Here is a 23,541-nt window from a genome sequence, read left to right on the forward strand (position 1 = left end):
TGTATCTGTCAGTGACGGACGGGGGGGAGAAGACGCGCGTCACCACGACGGCCGACGCTGATGACGTGCGTCGACGGGACGGTGATGGGCGCGTTGCTATGCAACGTGTACTGATATTCCCCATTGGGAAGGAGGCGCCGGCGCATCTCGAGTCCAGGACCCATCCACGGCCTCTGGATGTGGTGGGCTCCTACGAGCCGCTCGCGAAGACCCGTCGTGTTGATCTGAACCCAATAGCCAAGCGGGTCGCGCTGCGTGGACTCATGGACGGGCGATGTGCCGAGCACCTCGGACAGCCGGCTGGCCGGCGTTTCCGGCGGAAGCAACGACACGGGGTATGTGCGTGGACCGCTACCCGTACCGGTCCATGCCGAGCCAGGCGACAACGTGACGCCTTCGCCGTTCGACGCCAGTCGGAAGTTGCGTTCGCCGAAATACCAGATGCGCTCCGGCCAGTCGTAGAAGGGAACGATCTCGGTGACCGGAAGGGTCTCGGTCACGATGCCGCTGGCAGACGCGACCGGCGCACGCTCAGGCGAGCGCGGCGTGTTCCTTGCTGTCGCGAGTGCATTGTCCCAGCGCGTCTGCTGGCTCGGCGTAAGAGTTGGCGTTGCAGGTGCCGCATCTCCCGTAGACGACGAAATCGAGGGTGACTGGACGTCTGCGTTGTCAGCCACGCTCCACGACGACGGGACGCGGCGGCCGTCGTGGCGAGCCCACCCACTGATGTTCAGTACCTCGGCACGTTCGCTGGCATGGGGAAACAGGGTGTCCAGCTCGTGCAGGAAAACTCGTCGTTGATGGGCGCTGAGCGCCGCGATGTCCGGATGGAGTTGCGGCGAGACGATCAGGGCACTGCGTGGGGGGACGATGAACTTGAGGTGGGTTCCGTCTGGCCTGAAAAACGGGGTCGCGCTCGGATTGTCCGCCAGCACGGCGGCGACCTCGGCACGCAACGGCTCCATCGCCGGAGGAAAGGCCGGGGGCGGCGGGACATCGGGAGCCGGGGCGGCGGGTGGAGCGGGCTCGACGGGGGGATGCACGGGCGGACGTGTGTTATCGGCCACGGAGATGCGGGCAAACCGATCGCGGAACCGGCGCATGCCACCGCGCAGGCCGACACCGTGTGCGTAGACCCATCGACCATCGATCCGTTCTACCAGTGGACCGGTGAAACGGGCATCGATGGCTCCCTTCGGGGGCGCGAGACGCCAGCGGGCGTAATCGGTGTCGTAGCGCACGAGAAAAAATGTAGCGTCGTGCTCGATGTACGTATGGCCGCCGACGCGAAAGATACCTTCGCTGTCGGGCTTGCCCGGCTTGCGCAAACCACGAGCGGCGTAACGATCGTCGAAGCGGACGCGTGGTGGCGTCAGTCGCACGCCTGTGCTTGTCACGCCGCGCGTCGCGGCACGGGAGCGCACGATCGCCCCGGCGACGTGGCGGCCGCCAACAAAAGGCGGAACGATGAGGTTGAGCGCGTTGACGTAACCCTCGGTGAAGGCGACGACAGCCTGTCCCGTGTCGCCCGCCTTCACGTGATCGTAAAAGCGCCAGGATGCCTGCGTCAGGCGAGCGAGGCTGGCGGGCACCTCGGCAAGCGCGGCCGCCACGAGCCTGGAGGCGGGATCGACGTTGAAGCGGCCCTGTGCGTAGTCGAGCAATGCATCGCTATCCGCGTCGGCCGTGGAGCGGGCAAGAAACCGCGTATCGCGCCGGTATTTCTCGACCGTGGCGTCATAGGCCGCCGCGATAAAATCGCCTCGCACCTCGCGTTCTTCGAATGGTTCGGTAGTACGCGTGTACGAGACATCGCCACTGGCGCCAAGGACCCAGTGGGCGAGTCGGTCACCGGCGAACTCGCGCGTTGCGCCATTGGGTGAGACGGTGGCGAATTCGGCGGGGAGACGATCGAGGAGGTACTCGCGGAAGGCAGGGTGATAGAGAAAGCGCTTCGCGGCATCCTGCCGGCTATCGAACTCGCGGAACCTGAGATCATCCGGTGCGTCGGGTGTGTACATGACGATACGCGGCGCACTGTTCGGCGCGCGCGACGCGAAGATCAGGATGCCATCCAGCGGCACCTGCCGGTAGGTGAGCTGCGAGACCGCGATCTCGTGCTTGCCCACGCGACGCTGGGCGGCCGGCGCGTCGAGCGCGGCCTCGACCCAGCGAAATCCTCGCTCTTCCCGGTCGTCGATGAATGAGCGCGGCTCCTTGGACAGGTAGTACGAGAGACGTGCTTCCTCGGCCTCCAGGCGCATTTGTGCCGCCTGCACCGTGATGGCCATTTTTTTTGCCAGGGCGCCTCCCGATCCCGCCCGGAGATGCTTTTCGATATGAAGCTGGTAGCGGTTCGCGATGTCCAGGTCGCGCACCATGTCGCGGATCGCAGCGTGACCGAGGCGACTGCGCAGCGAGGTCCCTTGCGCGTCGACCGCATGCAGGGTTTCGAAGGAGAAGCGGCCGATGTTCTGGCAGGCAAGGTCGATGAGCGAAACGTGCCGCGCTGTCGTCGATCCGGGCAGGGGATCGAGTGCCGAGAGTGGATCTGGCAGAAGCTTCTTCCGGACGATTTCAACGGAGATCGACTCTGGCGAGATGTCGATGTCCAGGGACGCGAGTCTCGCGGCGAGTTCGCGCGAAGCGAACGCCTGCAAGGTCAACGGTTGTTGCACTCCGGTCATCCAGCGAGCGGCCGATGCCGCGGCCAGGGCTTCGTTGTATGCGTCAAGCGCCCCGTACCACGCTGCGCCGACACCTGCCGGTACGTTAGCCAGGCGTGTGGCCGCGACGGCTTCGAGTAGCCGGGCTTCGCGCAGGCGTTCAACGGCGTCGATGTCCAGCATCGCCGCCGGAGAGAGTTCGTAGCGAACGCGGTCGCCAAGGTCGGTCGCCGCACCGGGTTCGTCGATGTCGAGGCTGTAGTCGTCCGCCGCGAGCGCGATGCGGCCGAGCTGCACCTCGACCATGCGCCTCGCCAGTGTGGCGAAGACCGCATCGCCGATGTCTCGTGAACCGACTGTCCCCCGCGCCTTGGCTTCTGCGAACGTGTCATTTTCAAGGCCGGTACCGTCGTCGGCATCGACCGACTCGAGCAACCTGCGGCGCGTGGACGCCAGGAGGCGCTCCAGGGAGTCGAAGGCCTCCCATCCGCCGTGAGCGGTGAACAGAAGAGCGAGGTCGGGCGTGCCATCGTCGACGAGGATCAGCGATCCCGCATGAGGAGCGTCACCCAGGATCAGTTCGCGCGCGTGTATGCCGGCGGGGAGGGTAGCGCCATTTGCCGTGGCAACGCGTGTGGCGAGCGAGACCGCGTCGTCGCCGAGCGTGCCATCGAGACCCCGAAGCGAGGCCTGCTCTTTCATTACGCTGGCGAGATGGCGGGCAAGGATGGCAGTGCGTGTTTCGCCGCCGGCCGTTTCCGGGGATGCCCAGAAGGCAGGCAACGCGTCGAGCAGTCGCTGCGCCCCCGTGGCATTGGGTTCGCTCAAGGATGGTTGCGCCTCGTACATGCGCATGAAGGCATCGCGTGTGCTGGCGAGGCGTCGCAATGCGTCGATGGCAGCCTGGTTCTCGGCTTGTACGGCATCATGGGTAGCTGTCGGTGGGATATCCATATCGCTTTCCTTGCGGTGGGGATGGGGGGGGCTCGTACACAGGGTTAACGGATACGTAGCCCCGTGCGGAATTCCCCATGCCTCAGGGCGACGCTGGCGAGATCCCTTTGCCTCGTGGGCGAAATCGGGGCGATGCCTCGCTCAGGAGCTGGCAACGTCGGCTTGATGACAAACTCCAGGCCCGAACGATTGGTCACCGTGTAGACGTTGAACTCATACGTTCCGTCTGCGCGTTGTCTGTTGCGCAGCTTGCCCAGGTCGATTTCCACGTAGGCTCCGGCAATGCGCTGCACCTTCTCGTCCGTGAATGTGTTGGTGCGACGTCGCCCACGCATGATCTCGACGATATGGCGTGATGGGCGGCTCGGGTCGAGTGTCATGACGTGCAGGCCGGAAGGACCGGTGGCCGCTGGCAGGGACTGATTGAGCCTGAGTGTGGTTCCCTTGAACATCGCGTGCCGGTGTGGCGTGGTGTAGTGCCACACCGTGGTTGGCCACTGGCTGCGTTCGAGTTTCACGAGCTTGAATCCGGCGATGGCCGGAGGCGACGGGGTGCGGATGCGGGGCGGCGGACGGCGGGCTTCTTCCACGGCCGTCTCCCAGTGGCGGGATAAGGTCGCACTGGTGGGGCGGCCGTGCGTGCGATCGTAGATCAGGCGTTTCACGACACCGGAACGAAGGCCTTGGCGCGTCAATGACTGGACCAAGATCTCGATATCGCTGTTCGTCAGCCCCGCGGTATCGGGAGCCCCGCCACGGTATTCCATCAACAGATCCACCGGGTCCCGCTCGTACAGATCGGGGCGCTTCGGTGCGCCACCGCGCAGACCGACATCCTTGTTGTATCGCCATTCGCCGCTGGCGTCACGGATCACCGGTGGAGCGTAGTCCGCAGGCGTGTGCTGCGGCTTTCGCAAGCGCCAGGTGTCGTTTTCGCTATCGAAGTGGACGCCGTAAAGCTGACCGCGATGTTCGATGTATCGATGTTCACCGATCTCATAGATGCCGTCCCTGGCGGCGCGCGCGCGCTTCAGGGTCACGCCACGTGCGATGTAACGCGCATCGAAGGTCGAATCCAGTTCAGGCAACCTGACGGAGCGCATGGCCAGTTGGTTCGGTCGGGCGGGTTGCCGCATCAGCATCGTTTTGCCCAGCGACTGCGTAAACAGGTGGCTTCCCATCAGGTCGCCGAGCGAGCCGAGGGCGTCGACAAAATCCTCGAAGGCGCGCGCCCGCTCGTCCCGAGCCACGTTGTCGACACCTCGCCACGCCGCGTGCAGTGCCCTGACGGTGCCGACGGCAACACTCAGCCGCAGGGGCAGGAAGCCTTCCGCGAAGTGGGCGGACAACATGCCGATCGACCTGGCACGGTCGTAGTCCGCTTCCCCCGTCGAGCGCGCGAGGTCCGCTGAATCGCGGCCGAGCTGACCCAGCGCCACGTCATACGATGCGTCGTAGACGTTGCCGGCGATCTCTTCGTCGCTGAACCGTCCTTCGGTCAGTGTGTAAGGTTGTTCGCCGGTCTGTCCCGAAAGGGCCCACACCGCACGCCGCGTGCCTTCCGAAACGCGAAAGCGGCGGGTGATTCCATCGTGACCCACCGTCGACCAATTCGCTGGCAACCGATCCAGAAGATATTGTTCGAACGCCGGATCGTGCAGGAAGCCGGCCGCCGCCGATTGACGATCGTCGAACTCGCGAAAGCTTCGGCCGTCCGGCGCGTCGGGGGTGTAGAACACGGTCCGATAGACGCTCCCCCGCGCTCGAACGCCCATGACAAGTATGTCCTTGAGCCTGGCGCCTTCGTAGACGACATGGCCCACGACGATCTCGTGGTTTTCGACGCGACGGCGCCCCGCGGACTCTGGTGCATCCAGGACCGCTTCCACCCATCGATAGCCTCGTTCGGCATGGTCGTCGATGAAGTCCTTCGTATCGCCTTCGATGTAGGTGGTCGAGCGCGCGTCGATCAGTTCGAAGCGCATCCTTGCTTCCTGCAGGCGCGCGGACGCGGCCCGAAGGCGAGCACCCCGCGCGGATGTCTTCAACTCGCGGACGAGGTAATCCTGGTAACTGTTCCTGAGGTCGAGTGTACGAACCAAGTCGACGATGTCGTCGCGACCGAGCGCCAGCACGAGACGGCCACTTGCCGTTCTCGCCTGCATGCCACGGAGCTCGAGAAAACCAAGGTTCTCGCTGGCCAGGTCGACCAGCGAGCGTCGCTCGATATCGGTGCCGCTATATCCATGCGCGGTACTGGCGGTAGTCGCGAAGAGCTCGATGGTGATGTCCGCCGGGTCGTCGGCGATACCACGGGCGTGCAGGCGGAGCGAGAGTTCGTTACGAGCGAACTGCCGGATCGATACGATCGTGTCGAAGCCGTCCTGGGCGAGGATGCTTGCGGTATCCGTCCGTGCCTGCCTGTAGTCAGCGAGTGCCTGCTCCCATCCCAGGCGAATCTGAGCGGGGAGTTGTGCGAGTCGAAGCTCTTGCATGGTTGACAGCAGACGGGCCTGCCGACGCTGGAGCATGACGGTCACGTCGAGGTAGGGCTCGGTAGCCAGCGCGTCGTGGAGACGATCTGCCAGCCGCAGCGGCCCGCCCTCGCGATCGTCATGCCTTGTCCACGCATCGACCACCTTGCGTCGCTGCACGTCGATGGCATTGCGCACGAGCACGTCGAAGGCGTTGCCCGTGATATCGCGGGAGGTCACGGAGAGTTCGCCGGTCAGCACGGACGAATCGTCGTCCGCCAGCCCGGGGAGGTGCGTCGTGGCAGCCAGGGTCTCGCGGAAGCGTTCCTCGACCTCCGTATGGAGTGCCTCCAGGTCACCGAAGCTTTCCCAGCCCCGATCGGGCGAAAAGAGCAGTGCGGAGCCGTGTTCGCCGCTATCCACGACGACCAGGCTGCCCGCATACGGAAGCGCATTAACCATGAGTTCGCGCGCGCGAATGTGGGGAGGCGCGAGATCGCCGCGTGCGCGGGTAACCGCGAGGATGGTCTCCCCGGCCTGTTCGCTCAGGCTGCCGTCGGCGACGCTGAGCGCGGCTTGCTCTCCCATGACCGTCGCCCAGCGAAGGGCGAAGGCTTGCGCGCGCGTGACCGCAACCTGTCCGGAGTGGGGCGAGACTGGCGTTTGCCAGTATGAGGCGAGTTGCTCCATGAACGGCGCCTCCGCCGAAGCGTTTCCGTGTACAGGAATCGTCGGCAAGAACCCCTGTTGGTCGATCAGCCAACGCTGCGTGTCACCGATGCGCTGGATGAGTGCAGAGGCTTCTTCACCTGCAGCGCGCGTGATCGCCGTGGGCGTTTGTGGAGGGGCCATATCCATTGGCATGTCTTCGGAAATCGTGTGGCGCGCAGTGTAGATGGGCGCGCATCCGCCTGGATGCCGGTCTTATCCGGGACACACGACAGTGGTGATCGCGGCGATACCCCCTCGCCGCCGACATCGGACCACGTTCCCGCTTACAAGGGAGATCGATGATGCGTGTCGTGCCGAGTGTGCTCATTGGCGACATGGCGATCGTGCAGCGACTCGCCAGCCGACCCGTCATCCGGATCGATCGGGGGGCGTGCGTCGGTGTCGCGGTCGCTATCGCCGCCCGGCGTGATCTTCAGGATCGAGTGACGCACCTCGCGCGCGAGGATCACGCGCGCGTCGCGTACCATGTCTTCCAGGGCGTCGCTGAAATCGAGCTTGCCGGCGTCATCGGTCCAGACGATCTTCGCTTCGCGAAGTTTCTGGATGAACCCGCGGAACAGCGCCTTGTCGAAGAACTCGGGTGCCGATAGCTCGTTGAGCATGCCCAGGCGTTGTGCGGTAAGCGTGCAGGTGGTCTCCAATTCGCCCGCGCTCATCGTATGCGGACCGTTCTTCACCAGTGCGGCGATGGCGATGTAGTAACGCTCGAAAGCCTGCAGCATGCTGCGTGCGATCACGCGTAGCTGGTAGGCGCCATCGTCCTGGCCGGGCCCACGCTCGAGCACCCGCCCTTCCGCGCTGGCTTCGAGGATGCCTCGATCGACGAAGAATTCGATCGTGTCCTGCACCTGCGTCGCGAAGCCTTCCTTATCCCACGGCAGGAACAGTTCGCCCTGGATGAACGGGTAGATGAGCTGGCCCAACCGCAGTACAGAGGAACGCGACATCCGTCGGTTGTTGAGAAAGCATGCCGCCACCCACGCGGCTGCCGCGTTCAGGTGCAGCACGTTGTTGCGGAAGTAGGACAGCAGGACCGCCTGTTCGCCCTCGGTGACCAGCACGTCCCCGAGCGGGTGGCGTACACGGCGGATCCAGCCCATCTGCTCCCCGTAAGCGACGACGCCCTGCGGATTCATTGGCGTGATGGTCACGCGGTCGGAGTAGGGAAGCTCCTGGAACAGCGCCTTGGTGAGTTCGATCTGGGCAAGCAGATCGCTCTCCGCCATGGCGTGCTTCGGGGTTGCCAGCAGGGCGAGTGCAAGCAGGTTGATGGGGTTTACATCGGCGGCGCGATTGATGTTTATCTGGATGCGTTCGGCAAGACGGTCGACGACGCTGCTCATCCATTCGGGTTTCACATCGGGATCGGCCGTGGCCTCGCGCCAATTGGCCGCGGTGGCGTCGAGCATCGGGGTGAGCAGGATGGGTTCACCGAAATTCAGCGTGACATGACCGTAGCGCTGACGCAGCACTTTCAGGCCGCGGATGAGTCCGATCAGCGATTCCTTTTCCTTGGACTTGCCCGAGAGTTCTCCGATGTACGACTTGCCTTCCATCAGTTTCTCGTAGCCGATGTACACCGGCTGGAACATGACCGGTCGACGCGGCGCACGCAGGAATGCGCGAAGGGTCATCGCCAGCATGCCCGCCCGTGGCGCGAGCAGGCGCCCGGTTCGCGAGCGGCCACCTTCGATGAAGTATTCGAGCGGCACCCCGCGATCGACGAGTTGGGCCAGGTATTCGTTGAACACCACGGAATACAGCGCATTGCCCTTGAAGCTGCGACGCAGGAAGAACGCGCCGCCCCGGCGGAGGATCGGCCCCACCACCGGCAGGTTGAGGTTCACGCCCGCGGCGATGTGCGGAGGTACCACGCCCGAATGGTGCAGCTGATAGGACAGCAACAGGTAATCGGCATGGCTGCGATGGCAAGGTACGTAAATCACCTCGTGGCCTGGCGCGGCGGCGCGGGCCTTGTCGAAGTGGTGCATCGCGATGCCGTCGTAAAGCTTGTTCCAGAAGTTCGACAGCAGGAACGAGGTCGAACGCACCACGGGGTGCGAATAATCGGCCGCGATTTCCAGGGCGAAGTCGCGCGCACGTCGCTGCGCCTTCGCCAGGGAGATGTTTTCCTTGCTGGCGGTGGCGGCAATGGCATCGCGCACCGGCTCGGTATTGAGCACGGCGTCGACCACGGTACGGCGGTGCGATAGATCGGGGCCGATCACCGCGGCGCGGATGCGCCGGAAGTGCGTGCGCAGCACGCGTGCGATCTTGCGCGTGAGGCGCTCGGGCGTAAGCCCGCCAGACTCCCCGAGCACGCTGCGCAGAGACACCGGGGCGGAAAAATGCACGACGGTGTCGCGACCGTTGAGCACCAGGGCAAGGATGCGGCGGAAACGACCGACGACGAGCCAATTCTCTACGAACAGCACGCTGAACCAGCCGGATTCGCGGTTCGGCGCACGGCCTACGTATATCGATACCGGAACCACCTGGATGTCGCGCGTCGGGTCTTCCTCGATCGCGCGGATAAGCTGGCCGATCGGTTCCTTCGGACCGCGTGAGTCGGTGCGGCCGAAAAGCCAACCCTGACGGCGGCTGAGAGAAAACACGGAGCGGCGCCGGCGACCGGGGAGATCGAGCAGTTGCATCGGGCTCGGCAAGCCGGCCTCGCGGCAGGCCCGTTCCAGGATCAATGCGTCGGACGTTCCGTCGCGTTCGATGGCGTAGCAGACCGCCGCCCCGCTGTTAAGCAGGCTTGCGGGCTCGGCGGGCTCACGTTTTATCCGTACCCACGGCTCGAGGAGGCGGCCCAGCAGTTTGAACCACCAGGGTGAACGGGCGACATGGACGTGCGGATCCGCACTCATCGGAATTTCGGACATCGTGGGATTGTACGACCTCAGCGGGCCTTAGCGGCTGCCGCGGGTGCTCCAGGGGGCCGCGGCGCGGGCGCGGTGGAGGAAGGGGTGGGTGCGCCGGCGGCGGGAATGGGCGAATCCAGGCGTGCATGTTCGTCGCGGACGCGCTGTAGCAGGTCACTGTCGTACCAGCGACCGTCAAGCAGCACCAGCGTGGCGTCGGTCTGGATCGGTTTGTCGAGTAGCGTGTAGGTGATCTTTATGTGGGCCGACCCGCCGTTGTTTTCCAGCGTGTCGATGCTCACCGATTCGAAGCTCTTGTCGACCGACAAACCATAGACGTTCAGCAAGCGCTTGAAACCCAGCCACGCCGTGGACCAGGTCGCCATCGACTGCTCGAAGCTCATCGAGTACAGCGCGTCGGACGTGGACAGGTGGGCCTTGCGAGTCGTGTCGACGAGGATGCCGATGGCTTCCTTCGCCTTTTCCTGGTCACCCCAGGCGACAGTCTGCGTCCAGGGTGCAACCACGTTCACGATCTCTCGTAGCTGCCTCTTCTGCGAGAGCGTGAGATCTTTCGCCTGGTCGATGGCTGTCAGCGCCATGGATTGGCCTACGCCGGCGAGCAACGGCATCTGGTCCTTGTAGTCGCGATCGAAGCGCACGAGGGTGGGACGCAGATCGGCGAAGAGCTTCTTCTCCGCATCGGCTTCCGTCAGGCGTTTGATGCCCGCCGCGAACTTGACCCGATCCTCGGGCGTGATCGGCTCCTGTGCGGCGGTGCGTCGCGCCCAATCGGCACGAAGCAGCGCAAAATCGGCCGGCGGCAGCGTATGCCTCCAGAACAGGTCGAACTTGCCATCGCGCAGCAAAGTCAGCGATTCACGGGCGGCGTCTTCCGGCGAGCCGCCGCCGGGCGTGCCTGGCGGGTCCTTCTGCTTGCCGCAGGCGGTGAGCAAGGAAAGAGCCAGCAGAAGAATCCAGGCAGTCGGGCGGCGCATGGTGGGAATCGGCGGCACTATCGGCGGGATGTGGAGGATACATGGCGACGAGAGGTCGCGTTGTCGGCTAGCGGCGCAGGCAAAAAAGTCCCGAAGGCGCATGGCCTCCGGGACTTTGCCGGTCGGCAGCGGGTGGCCGGCTGCAACCCGATCCTCAGGGAATGGCGGCGGGCGGCAACGAAGGCTCCACGTGGAATTGGCCTCGGCCGAGCTTCAGCGTTCCGTCGTCGCGACGCACGAAGAACACATTCGCCGGCCCTTCGGTGCGCGCAAAGAGTTCGGCGTTCGGGCCATTGCCTTGCCATAGGTATCTCGCCCGCCACTGGGGCGACAGGGGATCGTAAACGGCACCGAGGTCGATGCGGACCGAGAATGTCGACGATCGCGTGAGGTTCGGCGCTCCCATGGCGTTGCGGATATCTTCGATCCGCGCAGTAGGCGGCACGGTGGTAACGCGAACGCCGTGCATGTCGTGGGCGATAAAGCGCGTCTGAAATTCGGCCATGTCCTTGCTATAGCCCAGGCCGCCGCGATGGCGTATCAGGTCGCTGTCCTTGAATGGCATCTCGCCGTAGTACCAGAGATCGGTCGGGGCGTCGGTCCTCGCGATCCGGCGGAAGCCAGCGGGCGCAGGTGGAGGGGGCGAATTGATGGGAAGAAGGTCGGGGACGGGACGTACGGATTGGGCTCGTTGGGCAACGCGCGCTTGGGCGCGTACCGCGGCCCCATTCCATCGCAGTCGCTGTTCGGCGGTGATGTTGGCGGCGGGGACGTTCTCGGTGAGTTCGCGTCGCATCTGGGTGCGGATGAGGTCGCGTTCGAAGGGATCGGGGAAGGCGGCTTCGAACTCGGCCAGGTACTCGTTGTAGAGCTCGGGCTGGTTGGCGCGTCCGGCGGGGGCGGGGAGCATGCCGCCGCGGGGGCCGAGCTCGTGGTAGGCCCATTGGCCGTTGCCGGCGCGGCGGATGGCGGGGCCGCGGAAGGCGGCATTGCCGTGGGGGCGGCTCAGGCGCCAGGTGCCGATGTCGCCATCGAAGCGGGCGTGGTAGAGCTTGCCGTGGTGCTCGATGTAGGAGCGGCCCTGGAGGGTGAAGATGCCTTCGTGATTGGGCTGTCCGGTCTTGCGCACGCCCTTGGCGAGGTAGGCGGCGTCGAAGTGGACGGTGGGCTGGAGGGTGGGCCGGGCTTCGACGAGGCGACCGGCGAGGCGGAAGCGGGCGCCGAGGATGGCGCGTGCCAGGGGGGCGGAGCTGAAGGCCTGGACGGGTGCGGCGGCGGCCAGGGAGGCGTTGTAGAAGTCGGCGAAATCGACCAGGGCCTGGGCCTGGTCGCCGGTTTTGACGGTGTCGTAGAAGCGCCAGGCGGCCTGGGCGGCGCGGGCGGGGGCGGTGAGGACGCCCTGGAGGGCGTCGTGGAGGAGGCGGTGATTCAGGGTGGAGCGGGCGTGGTCCCGCAGCCAGGCCCAGTTGGCCTGTTCGGCGGTGCGGGTGAGGGTCTGCACGTTGCGCAGGCCCAGTTGCACGTCGACCTCATAGGCGTCGTCGAGGAAATTGCCAGGGAGGAGGCGTTCCTCGAAGCGAGCGGCGGTGCGGGTGTAGGCGGCCGAGTCGCTGGCCCCCAGGACCCAGTGGGCGAGGTGATCGCCGGCGAACTCGCGGGCGGCGCCGTTGGGCAGGACGCGGGCGTACTCCAGGGGCAGGCGATCGAGGAGGTACTCGCGGAAGGCGGGGTGGTAGAGGAATCGTCGGCCGGCCTCGGCGCGGTCGTCGAACTCGCGGAAGCTGATGCCGTCGGGGGCGTCGGGGGTGTACATGACGATGGAGGGCACGCTGGCGGGGTTGCGCACGCCGAAGACGAGGACATCGCGCAGGGGGGTGCCCTGGTAGGTGACCTGGTGGACGGCGATCTCGTGGCCTTCGACGCGGGCGCGGTCGGCGGCGTTGGGTGCGTCGAGGACGGCGCGGACCCAGCGGTAGCCGCGCTCGGCGTGGTCGTCGCGGAAGGAGCGGGGGGCGTCGGTGAGGTAATAGGCCAGGCGCGCCTCGGCGGCGAGCAGTCCCATGTGGGCCTGCTGCAGGCTGGCGGCGTGTTCGCGGCGAAGGGCGGCGTCGGGTCCGGAGCGGAAGGTGGTCTGGAGCAGGGCGGAATAGCGCGAGGCGAGGTCGAGGCTGCGCACGAGCTGGCGGATGGCGGGATCGTCCAGCGCGTCCAGGGGGGTGCCCTCGGCGGTGAGGGCGGTGAGGCGGACCGGCTCGAAGGTGGCGATGTTCTGGTAGGCGAGGTCGATGAGGCGCAGGTGAGCGGGTGCGGGGCCCTCGAAGAGGGCTTGCAGGGATTCCAGTCGAGCGGCGGGGTCGGGGCCGCGATCGATGCGGATCTGGATATCGGCCGGGTCGAGGGTGATGCCGCGGGCGCGCAGTCGTTCGCCCAGGGCGTTGGCGGCGTACTCGGCCAGCGAGGGCGGGGGGAGCCATCCGGCGTCGGCTTCGCGGGCGGCGATCGCCGGCAGGGTGGCGCGGAAGAGGGCTTCGGCGTCGCGCCAATCCTGGGCGACGGCCTGGGGCACGCGGGTGAGCCGCTGGTCGTTGAAGCGCTCGATCAAGGCGGCGTGGCGCAGGGCGAGGATGTGGGTCACATCGACGGCGCGATCCAGGCGCAAGGCGGCGAAGGCGGTATCGGTGAAGGTGGTGGCCCGGGAGGTGTCGTCGTGGGAGGCCAGGGCGAAGGCGAAGCCGGCCTGTTGGAGCTTGTCGCGTTGGGTCTGCAGGAGGGCGTCGACGAGGGCGTCGAAGGGCTGGCCGGGGATCGGGCGGGAGGTGAGGAAGGGGTCGGGCCCGAGGGAGGTCAGGTGCTGGCGGGCGATGCCGGGCAGGTCGGGGGTCGCGACCAGGGCGCGTCGCGCGCGCTGTTCCATCCTGGCCAGGGCGTCGGCGAGGCGGGGAAAGACCTCCCAGCCGTGCTGGGTGGAAAACACCAGGGTGCGCTCGGGGTGGCGCAGGTCCTGGAGGAGCAGGACGCCGGCGTAGACGGAGGGGCCGACCATCGGTTCGCGGACGCTGAGGTGAGCGGGCAGGTTGCCCGCGCCGGTCGCGACGAGGTCGCGGACCAGGGCCAGGGCGTCGTCGTCGAGGGTGCCGTCGTGCTGAGCCAGGAGGGCCAGGTCGCGTGCGGCGGTGGCGAGGCGTGAGGCCAGCGCGGCGCGGCGCGAGGAGCCCTCGGCGCCGTCCAGGGGCGGGGCGTCCCAGTAAGCGGCGAGGGCGGTGAGGTAGGCGGGCAGGGCGCCGGCGGCGAGGGTATCGGGAAGCGTGGGGACGCGGGCGTCCTCGGTGGCCAGCCAGGACTGCAGGGCGACGAGGCGATCGAAGGCGTCGGTCGCTTCCTGGTAGGCGGACTGGGTGAGGGCAGGCGGGGCCTGCGGCGGCATCGTATCCATGCTGCTGCGTCCTTTGCGTGGGAAATCCAGCGCAGCAGTGTAGAAACGATCGGCAGGAGGGTCCGTCGGCGTGGAGCGCGTTCAGGACTGCCGCAATGCAAGCGAGGCCTGTCAGGCCGCATCGTCCGCGCAGCCGCATCGTCCCCGCATAAGAAAAAACCCCGGAGACGCGAGGCCTCACGGGGTTATCCAGCCCGAAGCCGGAAAGGGAAATGGCCTTGCCTGCTTTGCTTTGGGCACCGCAGGTTTCGGCGAGAGAGATGATAGTTGGCCCACATTGCTAAAGCAACATGTCAGGTTATGCTATCTAACTCATTGATTTACTTCGTTCGAAGCGAATCCATCTTTTTCTGGCGCCGCTCGTTGCGGGGCAGGTCGTAGTCGTTGTCGAAGAGGGCAGATTCCCAGGCGCCGTAGGTCGGATTCGGCAGCACGAACCAGCGCTCGCCGATCCAGGCGGTATAGGGAGCCATGGCTTTCGCGCGGCCGTCGGCGGTGTTGCCAGGCACATTCGCGAAGTCTCCGATCTGGTCGCCGAACTGCATCAGCACCCGATAATCCCGGGCCACGAGTTGGCGCCTGCAACCCTTTTCGCTACCGACCTGCTCGCAGCCCTCGACGAAGGTGCCCAGGCCGAGGAAGGATTGTTTGCCGGCCACGGGGAAACCCGCAGACCGCAGGTTGGCTAGCGTGGCGTCGTCGAGATCCTTCGCGCGGTTGGAAATGTAGATCACCGCGATACCGTGGTCCGCCGCGAACTTCGTGAACTCGAGGGCACCCGGCAGCGGCCTGGCGATGGCCTCGTTGCACCAGGCGGCCCACTCGGCCTCGTTGAACTCGCCGCCCGAACGGATCAGGCGTGCCTGGTAAGGCGAGTTGTCCAGCACGGTTTCGTCGATGTCCAGCACCACGGCCGGTTTCCGCCCTTTCAGCGACGGGTGGGCTGCATGATCGTCCTTCGGCAAGGCGTCCCAGTTGGGATCGTTCTTCGCCTTGAGAAGTTTCTCCCGCGCGTCGCGGAAGGTTTGCAGGTAGATGAAATCATGCTCGCTGGCGTTCTGCGACCAGGCCACCGCGTTGAGATTGTCGTCGGCGGAGGGCCCCGGGGCGGGAGCCTCGGCGGGCGCCACGGCAGTGGCGGCGGGAACCGGTGCCGCGGCCTGCGGCGCATGGGCGCAGCCGGCGAGGGCAAGGACAGCCGCGAGCGCGGCCGGGACGAACTTCATCATGGAAACCCCTGGCAAACAGGCATCGCGCCCGTGGGGCGGCGATTGTCGGGGCAGTTTACGACAGCATGACGACGGCGGCACGCCTCTGGCGCGACCACCCCGCGTCCTGACAGACTGCGCCCTCATCCACGACGAGACCGCTCATGGAAGCCGCCCCTTCGCGGACGCACGCCGTGCGCATCGCCAGTTACATCGCCGCCGGACTCGGCCTTTTCCTCGTCCTCTATCTGCGCCTGCTGCCAGCCTTGCTCGCGGGCCTGCTGGTCTACGAGGTCGTGGTGTCCACGGCTCCCCTGATGGGGCGGAAGCTTTCGGGCGACCGTGCGCGCGTACTGGCCGTCGCCCTCGTCGGCGTCGTCGTCGTCGGTTTGCTCACCCTGCTCATCCTCGGTGGCATCAGCTTCTTCCGCAACGAGATCGGCAATCCGGAAGACCTCTGGCAGAACAAGCTCATGCCCGTCGTGGAGCGTGCTCGCCAGCAGTTGCCGCAGGCCGTGGTCGAGCGTCTGCCGGACAGCGTGGACGCCCTGCGCATCACCGCGATGGACTGGATGCGCTCGCATGCCGTGACCCTGCAACTGGCCGGCAAGGAGGCCGCGCGTGTCCTCGTGCACATCATCATCGGCCTGGTGCTGGGCGCGATCATCGCACTGAGCCGCGCCCGGCCCACCCACCAGATCGGTCCTTTCGCGGCGGAACTCAGCCTGCGCAGTGCCCGGCTCGCCGACGCCTTTCACAACATCGTCTTCGCACAGATCAAGATTTCCCTGTTCAACACGCTGTTCACGGCGATCTACCTGCTGTGCGTGTTGCCGCTGTTCGGCGTGCACCTGCCGCTGACCAAGACGCTGATCGTGATCACCTTCGTGGTCGGATTGCTACCGGTGATCGGCAACCTGCTGTCGAACACGGCGATCACCATCGTCGGCCTGTCGGTATCGTTGTATGTGGGGTTGGGTGCGCTGGCATTCCTCGTGGTCATCCACAAGTTCGAATACTTCCTCAATGCGCGCATCGTCGGCGGGCAGATCCGCGCACGGGCGTGGGAGTTGCTGGTGGCCATGCTGCTGTTCGAAGCCGCCTTCGGGCTTCCCGGCGTGGTGGCCGCACCGATCTTCTACGCGTACCTGAAGGCCGAACTGGAAGCGGAGCGCTTGATCTAGCGTTCATCGCCAGGCTGCTGGAATCGCGCCATCTTCGAGGAGTTGCACTATATGGCGGGTATCCCGCACGACCCGCACCGCATCCGGATCGCCACCTACGTGCTGGCGGCGCTGGCCCTGTGGGGCATCCTGATGCTTCATCTGGTCTCCGCCCTGCTCGCCGGATTGCTGGTGTACGAGGTGGTCGAGGCGCTCACGCCGTTGATCCGGCGCGTCATTCCCGGCGAGCGCGCGCGGCTGATAGCGGTCGGGGTCGTCACCGTGGTCGTGGTTGGCGCGATCATCCTGATCGTGGTCGCCGCCTTGTCGTTCTACCGCCGCGATATCGGCGATCCCCAGGAGCTATGGGACAGCAAATTGCTGCCCTTGCTCAGCAAGGCGCACGAGCAGTTGCCGCCATGGCTGACCTCACGGCTTCCCGATAGCTTCGTCGACTTCCGCGAACAGGGCATGACCTGGATGCACGAGCATTCCGGCGACCTGCGCCTGGCAGGCACCACGACCGCACGTGTATTCGCGCACGTTCTCATCGGACTCGTGCTCGGAGCGATCGTCGCGGTGACGCACGGTGCGGGCGGACGGCCTGCGCAGCCGTTGTCGTTCGAGTTGGCGACACGCGCCATGCGGCTGGCCCATGCGTTTCACAACATCATCTTCGCCCAACTCAAGATATCCGCCATCAATACCGCGCTGGCTGCGATCTTCCTTCTCGTCGCGCTTCCTTCCTTCGGCGTGCACGTGCCACTGGCGAAGACGATGGTGCTCGTCACCTTCGTGACGGGCTTGCTGCCCGTGGTGGGCAACCTCATTTCGAACACGATGGTGACCATCGCCGCGCTGTCCGTTTCGCTATGGGTGGGCGTGGCCGCGCTGGGCTTCCTGATCGTGGTGCACAAGCTGGAGTATTTCCTCAATGCGCGTATCGTCGGCGGCCAGATCCGCGCGCGCACGTGGGAGTTGCTCGTGGCGATGCTGGTGTTCGAGGCGGCATTCGGCCTGGCGGGACTCGTGGCCGCGCCGATCTACTACGCCTACCTCAAGAGCGAACTCGAAGCGGAAAAGCTCATCTGAGCAGACACCGGTGCCACCGTCAGGCGCCGCCGGCCAGCATCGCCCTGATCCTCGCCATGTGCGTCTCGGCGGTTTCCTTCTTCACCTCGGCATCGGCATCGGGGTCCTTGCCATCCCAGTGCAGGTCGTCCTGCGGGAGTTCCTGGAGGAAGCGGCTGGGATCGTTGTTGAGGATCTCGCCGTACTTGCGTGACCGCGCCGCGAACGACAAGGTCAACATTTCCTTGGCCCGCGTGATCCCTACGTACATCAGGCGCCGTTCCTCGTCGAGGCGCCCCTCGTCGATCGCGCCTTCATGCGGCAGCGTGCCGTCTTCGCAACCGACGATGAAGACGAAGCGGAATTCCAGCCCCTTGGCCGAGTGCAGGGTCATCATGCGCAGCGCATTGCCCGGGTCGTCGCGGTCGGCGTGGCTGAGCAGCGCCAGCTGGGCGGCGATATCGCCGGTGCGACCGCCATCCTTGCCCATCGCGCGGAACCAGTCCACCAACTCCCGCAGGTTGCCGAGACGGCGTTCGCGGAGCGTTTCATCGGGCGTGGACGCGGCGATCTGCGCGCCGTAGCCGGTTTTCTCGATGACGATATTGACGAGTTCGGCGGCGCTCTCATGAACGGCGTGGCTGCGCAGTTCGTCCATCAACCGGGCGAAACCGGCCAGTGCCGACGCAGGGCGCGGCGATATGTTCTTCAGCGCGGCGTCGCTGCGCGCGGCGTCGAGCAGCGACGCATTTCGCGCCTGGGCCATCTGGCCCAGCTTCTCCAGCGACGTGGCGCCGATCTCGCGCTTCGGTACGTTCACCACGCGGAGGAAGGCCGCATCGTCGGTGGGGTTGGTGAGCAGGCGAAGGTAACAAAGGATGTCCTTCACCTCCGCGCGGTCCAGGAACGAGAGCGCGCCGCTCAGGTGGTATGGCACGCGTGCCAGGCGCAAGGCCTTCTCGATGGCGCGGGCCTGGAAATTGCCGCGGTACAGGATGCAGAAGTCATCCCAACGGATACCCTTTTCCTTGTATTTTTCGTGCAGGTTCGCCGCGATGGCGGCGATGCGCTCGGCTTCGTGCTCGTTGTCCTTGCACTCGATGACACGGATGGGCGGGCCCTCGACGTGGTCACTCCATAGTTTCTTCTCGTGCACGTGCGGGTTGTTCGCGATCAACTGGTTGGCCGCGCGCAGGATGCGCTTCGCGCAGCGGTAGTTCTGTTCCAGCTTGATGACGCGCAGATGGGGGAAGTCGCGGCCGAGCTGGTCGATATTTTCCGGATTGGCGCCGCGCCACGCGTAGATGCTCTGGTCGTCGTCGCCGACGCAGGTGAATCGCGCCTTCGGGCCGGAGAGCGCCTTGAGCAGGCGGTATTGCGCGTCGTTGGTGTCCTGGTATTCGTCCACCAGCAGGTAGCGCAACCGTTCCTGCCAGATGGCGCGCGCATCGGCATCGCTTTCGAGGATGCGCAGGGGCAGGCGGATCAGGTCGTCGAAGTCCACCGCGTTGAAGGCGGCCAGGCGCTGCTGGTAGAGGTCGTAGATCGTCGCGGCTTCGATCTCACGCGGGCTGCGCGCCGACGCCATGGCTTCCTCGGGCGTGAGCCCGGCGTTCTTCGCGCGGCCAACGAGGTTGCGGATGCCCTGGATGACCTCCGGCTTCACGCCCTTGGGCGACAGTTCCTTGATCATGTTGGAACTGTCATCGGCGTCGAGCACGGAGAAACCGCGCCGCAATCGCGCGCGCTCGTGCTCGATCTGCAGGAACTTCAGGCCCAGCGCGTGGAAGGTGCAGACGGTGAGCGCTTTCGCTGCATCTTCGGAGATGAGCCTGCCGACGCGCTCGCGCATCTCCTTCGCCGCCTTGTTGGTGAAGGTGATGGCGGCGATCTTTTCCGCGGCCAGGTGCCGGCGCGAGATGAGATGGGAAATTTTCTCCGTGATGACACGGGTCTTGCCGGAGCCGGCGCCGGCCAGCACGAGGAGGGGGCCGTCGCAGTATTCGACGGCCGCGTGTTGTTGCGGGTTGAGCATCGGGATCGGCCGTAGGACAGGCGGACGAAGCCACGGATCTTAGCAGGTGGGCGGGCCGGATGCCGGCCGGCGGGCTTGGCGGTACCATGGCCGGTCACGCACCGGACCGATCGCATGGCCAAGCTCTACTTCTATTACTCGGCGATGAACGCCGGCAAGACTACGACCCTGCTGCAAAGCGCGCACAACTACCACGAGCGCGGCATGCGCACGCTCATTCTCACGCCGGCGCTGGATCATCGCTATGGCGAGGGCATCGTGGCCTCGCGTATCGGCTTGCAGGCCCGGGCGATGCGTTTCGGCGGCGAGGACGACATCTTCAGCCTCGTGGAGCGGGATATCGAGCGCCGCGGTCCCCTGCACTGCGTGCTGGTGGACGAAGCCCAGTTCATGAGCAAGGCCCAGGTCTGGCAGCTTTCCGACGTGGTCGACCGCCTCGGCATTCCGGTGCTCGCCTATGGATTGCGCACGGATTTCCGCGGCGAGCTTTTCGAAGGCAGCAAGTATCTCCTGGCCTGGGCCGACAACCTGGAGGAGATCAAGACGATCTGCCATTCAGGCAAGAAGGCCACCATGGTGGTGCGGGTGGACGAGCACGGCCGTGCGGTGACCCAGGGGCCGCAGGTTGAGATCGGTGGCAACGACCGCTATGTCTCCGTGAGCCGCGCCGAATTCAAGAGCATTACCGGCGGTGACGGCCGTATCGAGTTGCAGCAATCGGTGCTGCCGCTCGGAGAAAACGATTCCGACGAAGGAAACCACGCGTGACCGAGACGACGACGCCCCAAGCCGCCGAATGGCCGCGCCCCTATTGGAAACCCAGCGACGAGCAGGCGGTCCTGCTGTTCTTCGTGTTCGGCGCCTTCCCCGAGGATCTCGCCATTCCCGCCGTCCGTTACGGCAGCCCGGGGCTGCCGGAAGGCGTGGAGTTGCGGCGCTTCCAGAATGCGGTGCTCGCGCGCTGGGAAGGCTATCCCCTGTCCGGCGCGCTCGGCGAACTCCTGCGTGAAGACAATCCGGAAGCCTTCCAGACGGCCAAGGCCGCTCCACATGTCGTGGCCATCCGTGGCCGCTTCGCCGATCGCGATCGCCTGGACTACCTGCGCGACACGCTCGGCGTGGTGGCCGCGCTGACCGACATCGGTGGCAAGGCGGTCGTCGACCCCCAGATACTCACATTGTTCGACACCGCAAGCTGGCGCGAGCATTACCTGGTGCAGGGCGGCGCGCCCCCTCGCCATCATGTGTTGATCCTGTGCAGCCCCGAAGAAGCCAAGGGGCGTTCATGGATTCGCACGCGTGGCATGCGCAAGTTCGGTCGTCCGGACATCAGCCTCGTCAACGTGCCCGATCGCGAGATCGATCGCGCCGGCGCGTTGGCCGAGCGCTTCGTGGAATTAGGGGCCTTGGGCGCGCATTTCGATCCCGCGCAGACGATCGATGTCGGCGGCGTGCCGGGTGGATTGGCGGTGACCTTGTCCGGTAATGAAGAAGACCCCGCCTTCAATAATTCCCATGCGGACATGCGCTGGCCGGACTGATCCGGTTCACGGCAGTTCGTCCGGCGCCGACCGCGTGAGCCAGTTCACGAAGCGCGCGGTATCGCCGCGCTGGTAGAAATCCACGGCGACGAAGTTCGGTTTGCGTCGTGCGGAGGGGCGGCAATGATCGAGGTACCGGCTCTGGAGGCGGTCGAAATCGTTGTCGCTGCGGGCATGGCTTTCGAACGGCGCTCCGTGGAACTGGTTCATCGTGAACAATGGCCGCCAGCCGGGCTTGCCCGGGATCTCCCGGCGCGATAGCGGGGTGTCCCAGCGACTGTGGCAGCTGTTGTCGTGGGTCAGGGGTGTCGCGCCGAGGCTCCAGTAGTTTTCCACGGTGAAATCCTCGCTTGGCATGACGTGGATCGCACCCGCGCGGGTCATCAGTGCCCCGCTGTTGTCGCGTTTGAGACTGAAGATGAGCACGCGCTGCCCGCTCTTGACGATGTCCTCGGGCGTGGGCCATTCCGGTGTCGGCCATGCATGGGGATCGAAGGTTTTTCCTACCAGGCCCGGCGACTTTCCGAGTTCGTCAACCAGGTCGTTCGCATCGGTGAAGTCGTCCAGGTGCAAGCTGACGATCGCGTCGGGATCGCTTTCCAGGAACGGCAAGAGCACCTCGTTGATGAGGTCGGCGAGGGGTTGCGCCTGGCCTGTGCATACGTTGTGACAGAGCAGTACGCGTCCCTGGCTGGGGTGCAGGTCGAGCATCAGTCCGCGCACGCCTCCGGCAAGCTGCTGGCTCACCGTCTCGGTCTGGTTGGGGAACAGGCCGTTGCTGGTGAAAGCGTTGTGGCTGGTCACCCAGCTATAGCGGTCGAACGGCCGGCTCGTGTCCGCCGGTGTGTCGGCGAGGGCCGTGCCGGCCAGTAAGCCGAGGACGAGGAACGCACCGCGTCGCATCGTCGGGTTCGGGCGGGGGCTCTTCATGCGCAGGTTCCATGGCGGGGGGCGTGTCATGGAAGTCTAGAAAGTCACGTCCTTGCCGCGCCGTAGGGCCAGGCCGTCATTTCACGTCGTCCCCTGCTACTTCTGGCAGCCCGGGCAATAAAACGAAGCGCGTTGGCCGAGGGTCACGACGCGGATGGCCGTTCCACATACCTTGCACGGTTCGTCGGCCCGCCCGTAGGCGAAGAGTTCCTGGAAAAAGTAACCGGGCGCGCCGTCCGGCGCGAGGAAGTCGCGTAGTGTCGTACCGCCGCGGTCGATGGCGTGGGCGAGGATGCGCTTCACCTCCATCGCCAGTTTTCGATAGCGTTCGCGCGATACCTTTCCCGCGGCGCGACGCGGATCGATGCCGGCGGCGAACAAGGCTTCGCTCGCGTAGATGTTGCCGACGCCGACGACGACGGCGTTGTCCATCAGGAACGTCTTCACTGCGGCGGAGCGGCCTCGGGACACCCGCCACAGCAGGTCGCCATCGAACGCGTCGGTGAGCGGTTCCGGCCCGATCCCTTCGAGCAGCTCGTGCGTTTCGCCCGGCATCTGCCAGAGCAACGCGCCGAAGCGGCGAGGATCGGTAAAGCGCAGCACTTGCCCGGAGTCGAACGCGATGTCGACGTGGTCGTGCTTGCCGATCGGCGTATGGGCGGGGAGCACGCGCAGCATGCCCGACATGCCCAGGTGCAATAACGCGGTACCCGCTTCCGTCCGGAAGAGCAGGTATTTCGCCCTCCGCTCCACGCTGTCGATCACCTGTCCCGGCAGCAGTGTCGAAACCTCCGAAGGGATGGGCCAGCGCAGGTCCGGACGGCGAAGCACCACGCCCGTGACGCGGCGGCCCTCGATGTGGGGGGCGATACCGCGACGCGTGGTTTCTACTTCGGGCAGTTCGGGCATGCGTGAAAGATGGGGCGTACCGTCGCGCGTGGCAAGCGTCGCCAGAGACAGGAACGTGCCGGCCGCTCGCCTACCGGGCGGTCGACGTGCTCGTCGGCAGCGAAGCCGTTCGCGGCGCACGCGGCAGCGCCTGGGCAGGCACGAATGCAACCCGCCCCGCCACGCGCGCATAGCGCTGCTTGCCCAAGGCCGTCATCTCCCCGAACTCGATGCGCGTGCCGTCCAGGACCAGCGTGGCCAGGGGCGGCGCCAAGCCGATCTTCGCCGCTTCGAAGCCACTCGCCGGTGTCCATGCCGACACCGGGGTCGCCGCCAGCCCGGCCAGCTCCTGAGCCCGTCCTTCGTCGACCGGACCCGCCGGACTGGTCCAGTGTCCGTCACGCCGCTCGAATCGTTGCGTCGGCAGGCCTTTCAGCTCGACCACGATGCTTTGCACGGCATCCGGATCGAGCGGGGTAAGCGTGTATGCGCGCGCCTGGGCGTCGTCGGCATGCCACTGCCACGCCACGGCGGCGACGAGGAAGACGACAAGGGCGAGGCCTGCCAGCCGGGCTTTCACC

14 protein-coding genes are annotated in these 23,541 nt (G+C 65.8%); 4 read left to right on the forward strand and 10 right to left on the reverse strand.

The features are described from left to right. Positions 1 to 8: 8 nt before the first annotated feature. The 6 genes from ACN9M2_RS01365 to ACN9M2_RS01390 all read right to left on the reverse strand — a co-directional run bounded on the left by ACN9M2_RS01365 (position 9) and on the right by ACN9M2_RS01390 (position 15,353). Positions 9 to 3,620 carry a dermonecrotic toxin domain-containing protein gene (locus tag ACN9M2_RS01365; protein ID WP_426286405.1) on the reverse strand — a complete coding sequence of 1,204 codons (3,612 nt, stop codon included), beginning with the start codon at positions 3,618 to 3,620 and terminating at the stop codon, positions 9 to 11. 44 nt (positions 3,621 to 3,664) lie between these two features. After that, positions 3,665 to 6,946, reverse strand: coding sequence for a dermonecrotic toxin domain-containing protein (locus ACN9M2_RS01370; RefSeq protein ID WP_426286406.1), 3,282 nt, complete (start codon positions 6,944 to 6,946; stop codon positions 3,665 to 3,667). Between the two features lie 143 nt (positions 6,947 to 7,089). Beyond that, a complete protein-coding gene (gene plsB, locus ACN9M2_RS01375) occupies positions 7,090 to 9,699 on the reverse strand; it encodes a glycerol-3-phosphate 1-O-acyltransferase PlsB (RefSeq protein WP_426286407.1) in 2,610 nt (869 codons plus the stop codon). Positions 9,700 to 9,731: 32 nt separating this feature from the next. Continuing rightward, a complete protein-coding gene (locus tag ACN9M2_RS01380) occupies positions 9,732 to 10,691 on the reverse strand; it encodes a hypothetical protein (protein WP_426286408.1) in 960 nt (319 codons plus the stop codon). A 154-nt stretch (positions 10,692 to 10,845) separates the two neighbouring features. Further along, entirely contained in the window at positions 10,846 to 14,124 is a 3,279-nt protein-coding gene (locus tag ACN9M2_RS01385) for a hypothetical protein (RefSeq protein ID WP_426286409.1), read from the reverse strand. A gap of 320 nt (positions 14,125 to 14,444) precedes the next feature. Then, entirely contained in the window at positions 14,445 to 15,353 is a 909-nt protein-coding gene (locus tag ACN9M2_RS01390; RefSeq protein WP_426286410.1) for a 5'-nucleotidase, lipoprotein e(P4) family, read from the reverse strand. 143 nt (positions 15,354 to 15,496) lie between these two features. Between ACN9M2_RS01390 and ACN9M2_RS01395 the strand changes: the two genes are divergently transcribed. Beyond that, on the forward strand, positions 15,497 to 16,516 hold the full coding sequence (locus ACN9M2_RS01395) for an AI-2E family transporter (RefSeq protein WP_426286411.1): 1,020 nt from the start codon (positions 15,497 to 15,499) through the stop codon (positions 16,514 to 16,516). Positions 16,517 to 16,567: 51 nt separating this feature from the next. Continuing rightward, complete coding sequence (locus ACN9M2_RS01400; RefSeq protein WP_426286412.1) at positions 16,568 to 17,587, forward strand: AI-2E family transporter; 1,020 nt, start codon at positions 16,568 to 16,570, stop codon at positions 17,585 to 17,587. 19 nt (positions 17,588 to 17,606) lie between these two features. Here the strand turns inward: ACN9M2_RS01400 and ACN9M2_RS01405 are convergent, their stop codons facing one another. Then, positions 17,607 to 19,601, reverse strand: a complete 1,995-nt coding sequence (locus tag ACN9M2_RS01405; protein WP_426286413.1) for a UvrD-helicase domain-containing protein — start codon at positions 19,599 to 19,601, stop codon at positions 17,607 to 17,609. Positions 19,602 to 19,715: 114 nt separating this feature from the next. Here ACN9M2_RS01405 and ACN9M2_RS01410 point away from each other — a divergent pair, with 114 nt between their 5' ends. After that, positions 19,716 to 20,369 carry a thymidine kinase gene (locus ACN9M2_RS01410; protein ID WP_426286414.1) on the forward strand — a complete coding sequence of 218 codons (654 nt, stop codon included), beginning with the start codon at positions 19,716 to 19,718 and terminating at the stop codon, positions 20,367 to 20,369. Next, complete coding sequence (locus ACN9M2_RS01415) at positions 20,366 to 21,142, forward strand: hypothetical protein (RefSeq protein ID WP_426286415.1); 777 nt, start codon at positions 20,366 to 20,368, stop codon at positions 21,140 to 21,142. Before ACN9M2_RS01410 ends, ACN9M2_RS01415 begins: the two co-directional genes overlap by 4 nt. A 6-nt stretch (positions 21,143 to 21,148) precedes the next feature. Here the strand turns inward: ACN9M2_RS01415 and ACN9M2_RS01420 are convergent, their stop codons facing one another. From ACN9M2_RS01420 to ACN9M2_RS01430, 3 genes are all read right to left on the reverse strand, one after another. Then, positions 21,149 to 22,072 (reverse strand): hypothetical protein, encoded by a 924-nt coding sequence (locus tag ACN9M2_RS01420; RefSeq protein ID WP_426286416.1) that lies wholly within the window; start codon positions 22,070 to 22,072, stop codon positions 21,149 to 21,151. A gap of 96 nt (positions 22,073 to 22,168) precedes the next feature. Next, entirely contained in the window at positions 22,169 to 22,981 is an 813-nt protein-coding gene (mutM, locus tag ACN9M2_RS01425; protein ID WP_426286417.1) for a bifunctional DNA-formamidopyrimidine glycosylase/DNA-(apurinic or apyrimidinic site) lyase, read from the reverse strand. 70 nt (positions 22,982 to 23,051) lie between these two features. Continuing rightward, a complete protein-coding gene (locus ACN9M2_RS01430) occupies positions 23,052 to 23,540 on the reverse strand; it encodes a hypothetical protein (protein WP_426286418.1) in 489 nt (162 codons plus the stop codon). Position 23,541: the final 1 nt, after the last annotated feature.

The sequence above is a fragment of the Luteibacter sp. E-22 genome (genome assembly GCF_049913125.1).
In the GTDB taxonomy this organism is placed as follows: Bacteria; Pseudomonadota; Gammaproteobacteria; order Xanthomonadales; family Rhodanobacteraceae; genus Luteibacter.

Bases quoted from the DNA above. Each gene is read 5' to 3' on its own strand.
- ACN9M2_RS01370 (WP_426286406.1), bottom strand. From the start codon at position 6,946: ATGGCCCCTCCACAAACGCCCACGGCGATCACGCGCGCTGCAGGTGAA.
- ACN9M2_RS01400 (WP_426286412.1), top strand. From the start codon at position 16,568: ATGGCGGGTATCCCGCACGACCCGCACCGCATCCGGATCGCCACCTAC.
- ACN9M2_RS01380 (WP_426286408.1), bottom strand. From the start codon at position 10,691: ATGCGCCGCCCGACTGCCTGGATTCTTCTGCTGGCTCTTTCCTTGCTC.
- ACN9M2_RS01390 (WP_426286410.1), bottom strand. From the start codon at position 15,353: ATGATGAAGTTCGTCCCGGCCGCGCTCGCGGCTGTCCTTGCCCTCGCC.
- ACN9M2_RS01405 (WP_426286413.1), bottom strand. From the start codon at position 19,601: ATGCTCAACCCGCAACAACACGCGGCCGTCGAATACTGCGACGGCCCC.
- ACN9M2_RS01365 (WP_426286405.1), bottom strand. From the start codon at position 3,620: ATGGATATCCCACCGACAGCTACCCATGATGCCGTACAAGCCGAGAAC.
- ACN9M2_RS01420 (WP_426286416.1), bottom strand. From the start codon at position 22,072: ATGAAGAGCCCCCGCCCGAACCCGACGATGCGACGCGGTGCGTTCCTC.
- mutM (WP_426286417.1), bottom strand. From the start codon at position 22,981: ATGCCCGAACTGCCCGAAGTAGAAACCACGCGTCGCGGTATCGCCCCC.
- ACN9M2_RS01385 (WP_426286409.1), bottom strand. From the start codon at position 14,124: ATGGATACGATGCCGCCGCAGGCCCCGCCTGCCCTCACCCAGTCCGCC.
- ACN9M2_RS01410 (WP_426286414.1), top strand. From the start codon at position 19,716: ATGGCCAAGCTCTACTTCTATTACTCGGCGATGAACGCCGGCAAGACT.
- ACN9M2_RS01395 (WP_426286411.1), top strand. From the start codon at position 15,497: ATGGAAGCCGCCCCTTCGCGGACGCACGCCGTGCGCATCGCCAGTTAC.
- plsB (WP_426286407.1), bottom strand. From the start codon at position 9,699: ATGAGTGCGGATCCGCACGTCCATGTCGCCCGTTCACCCTGGTGGTTC.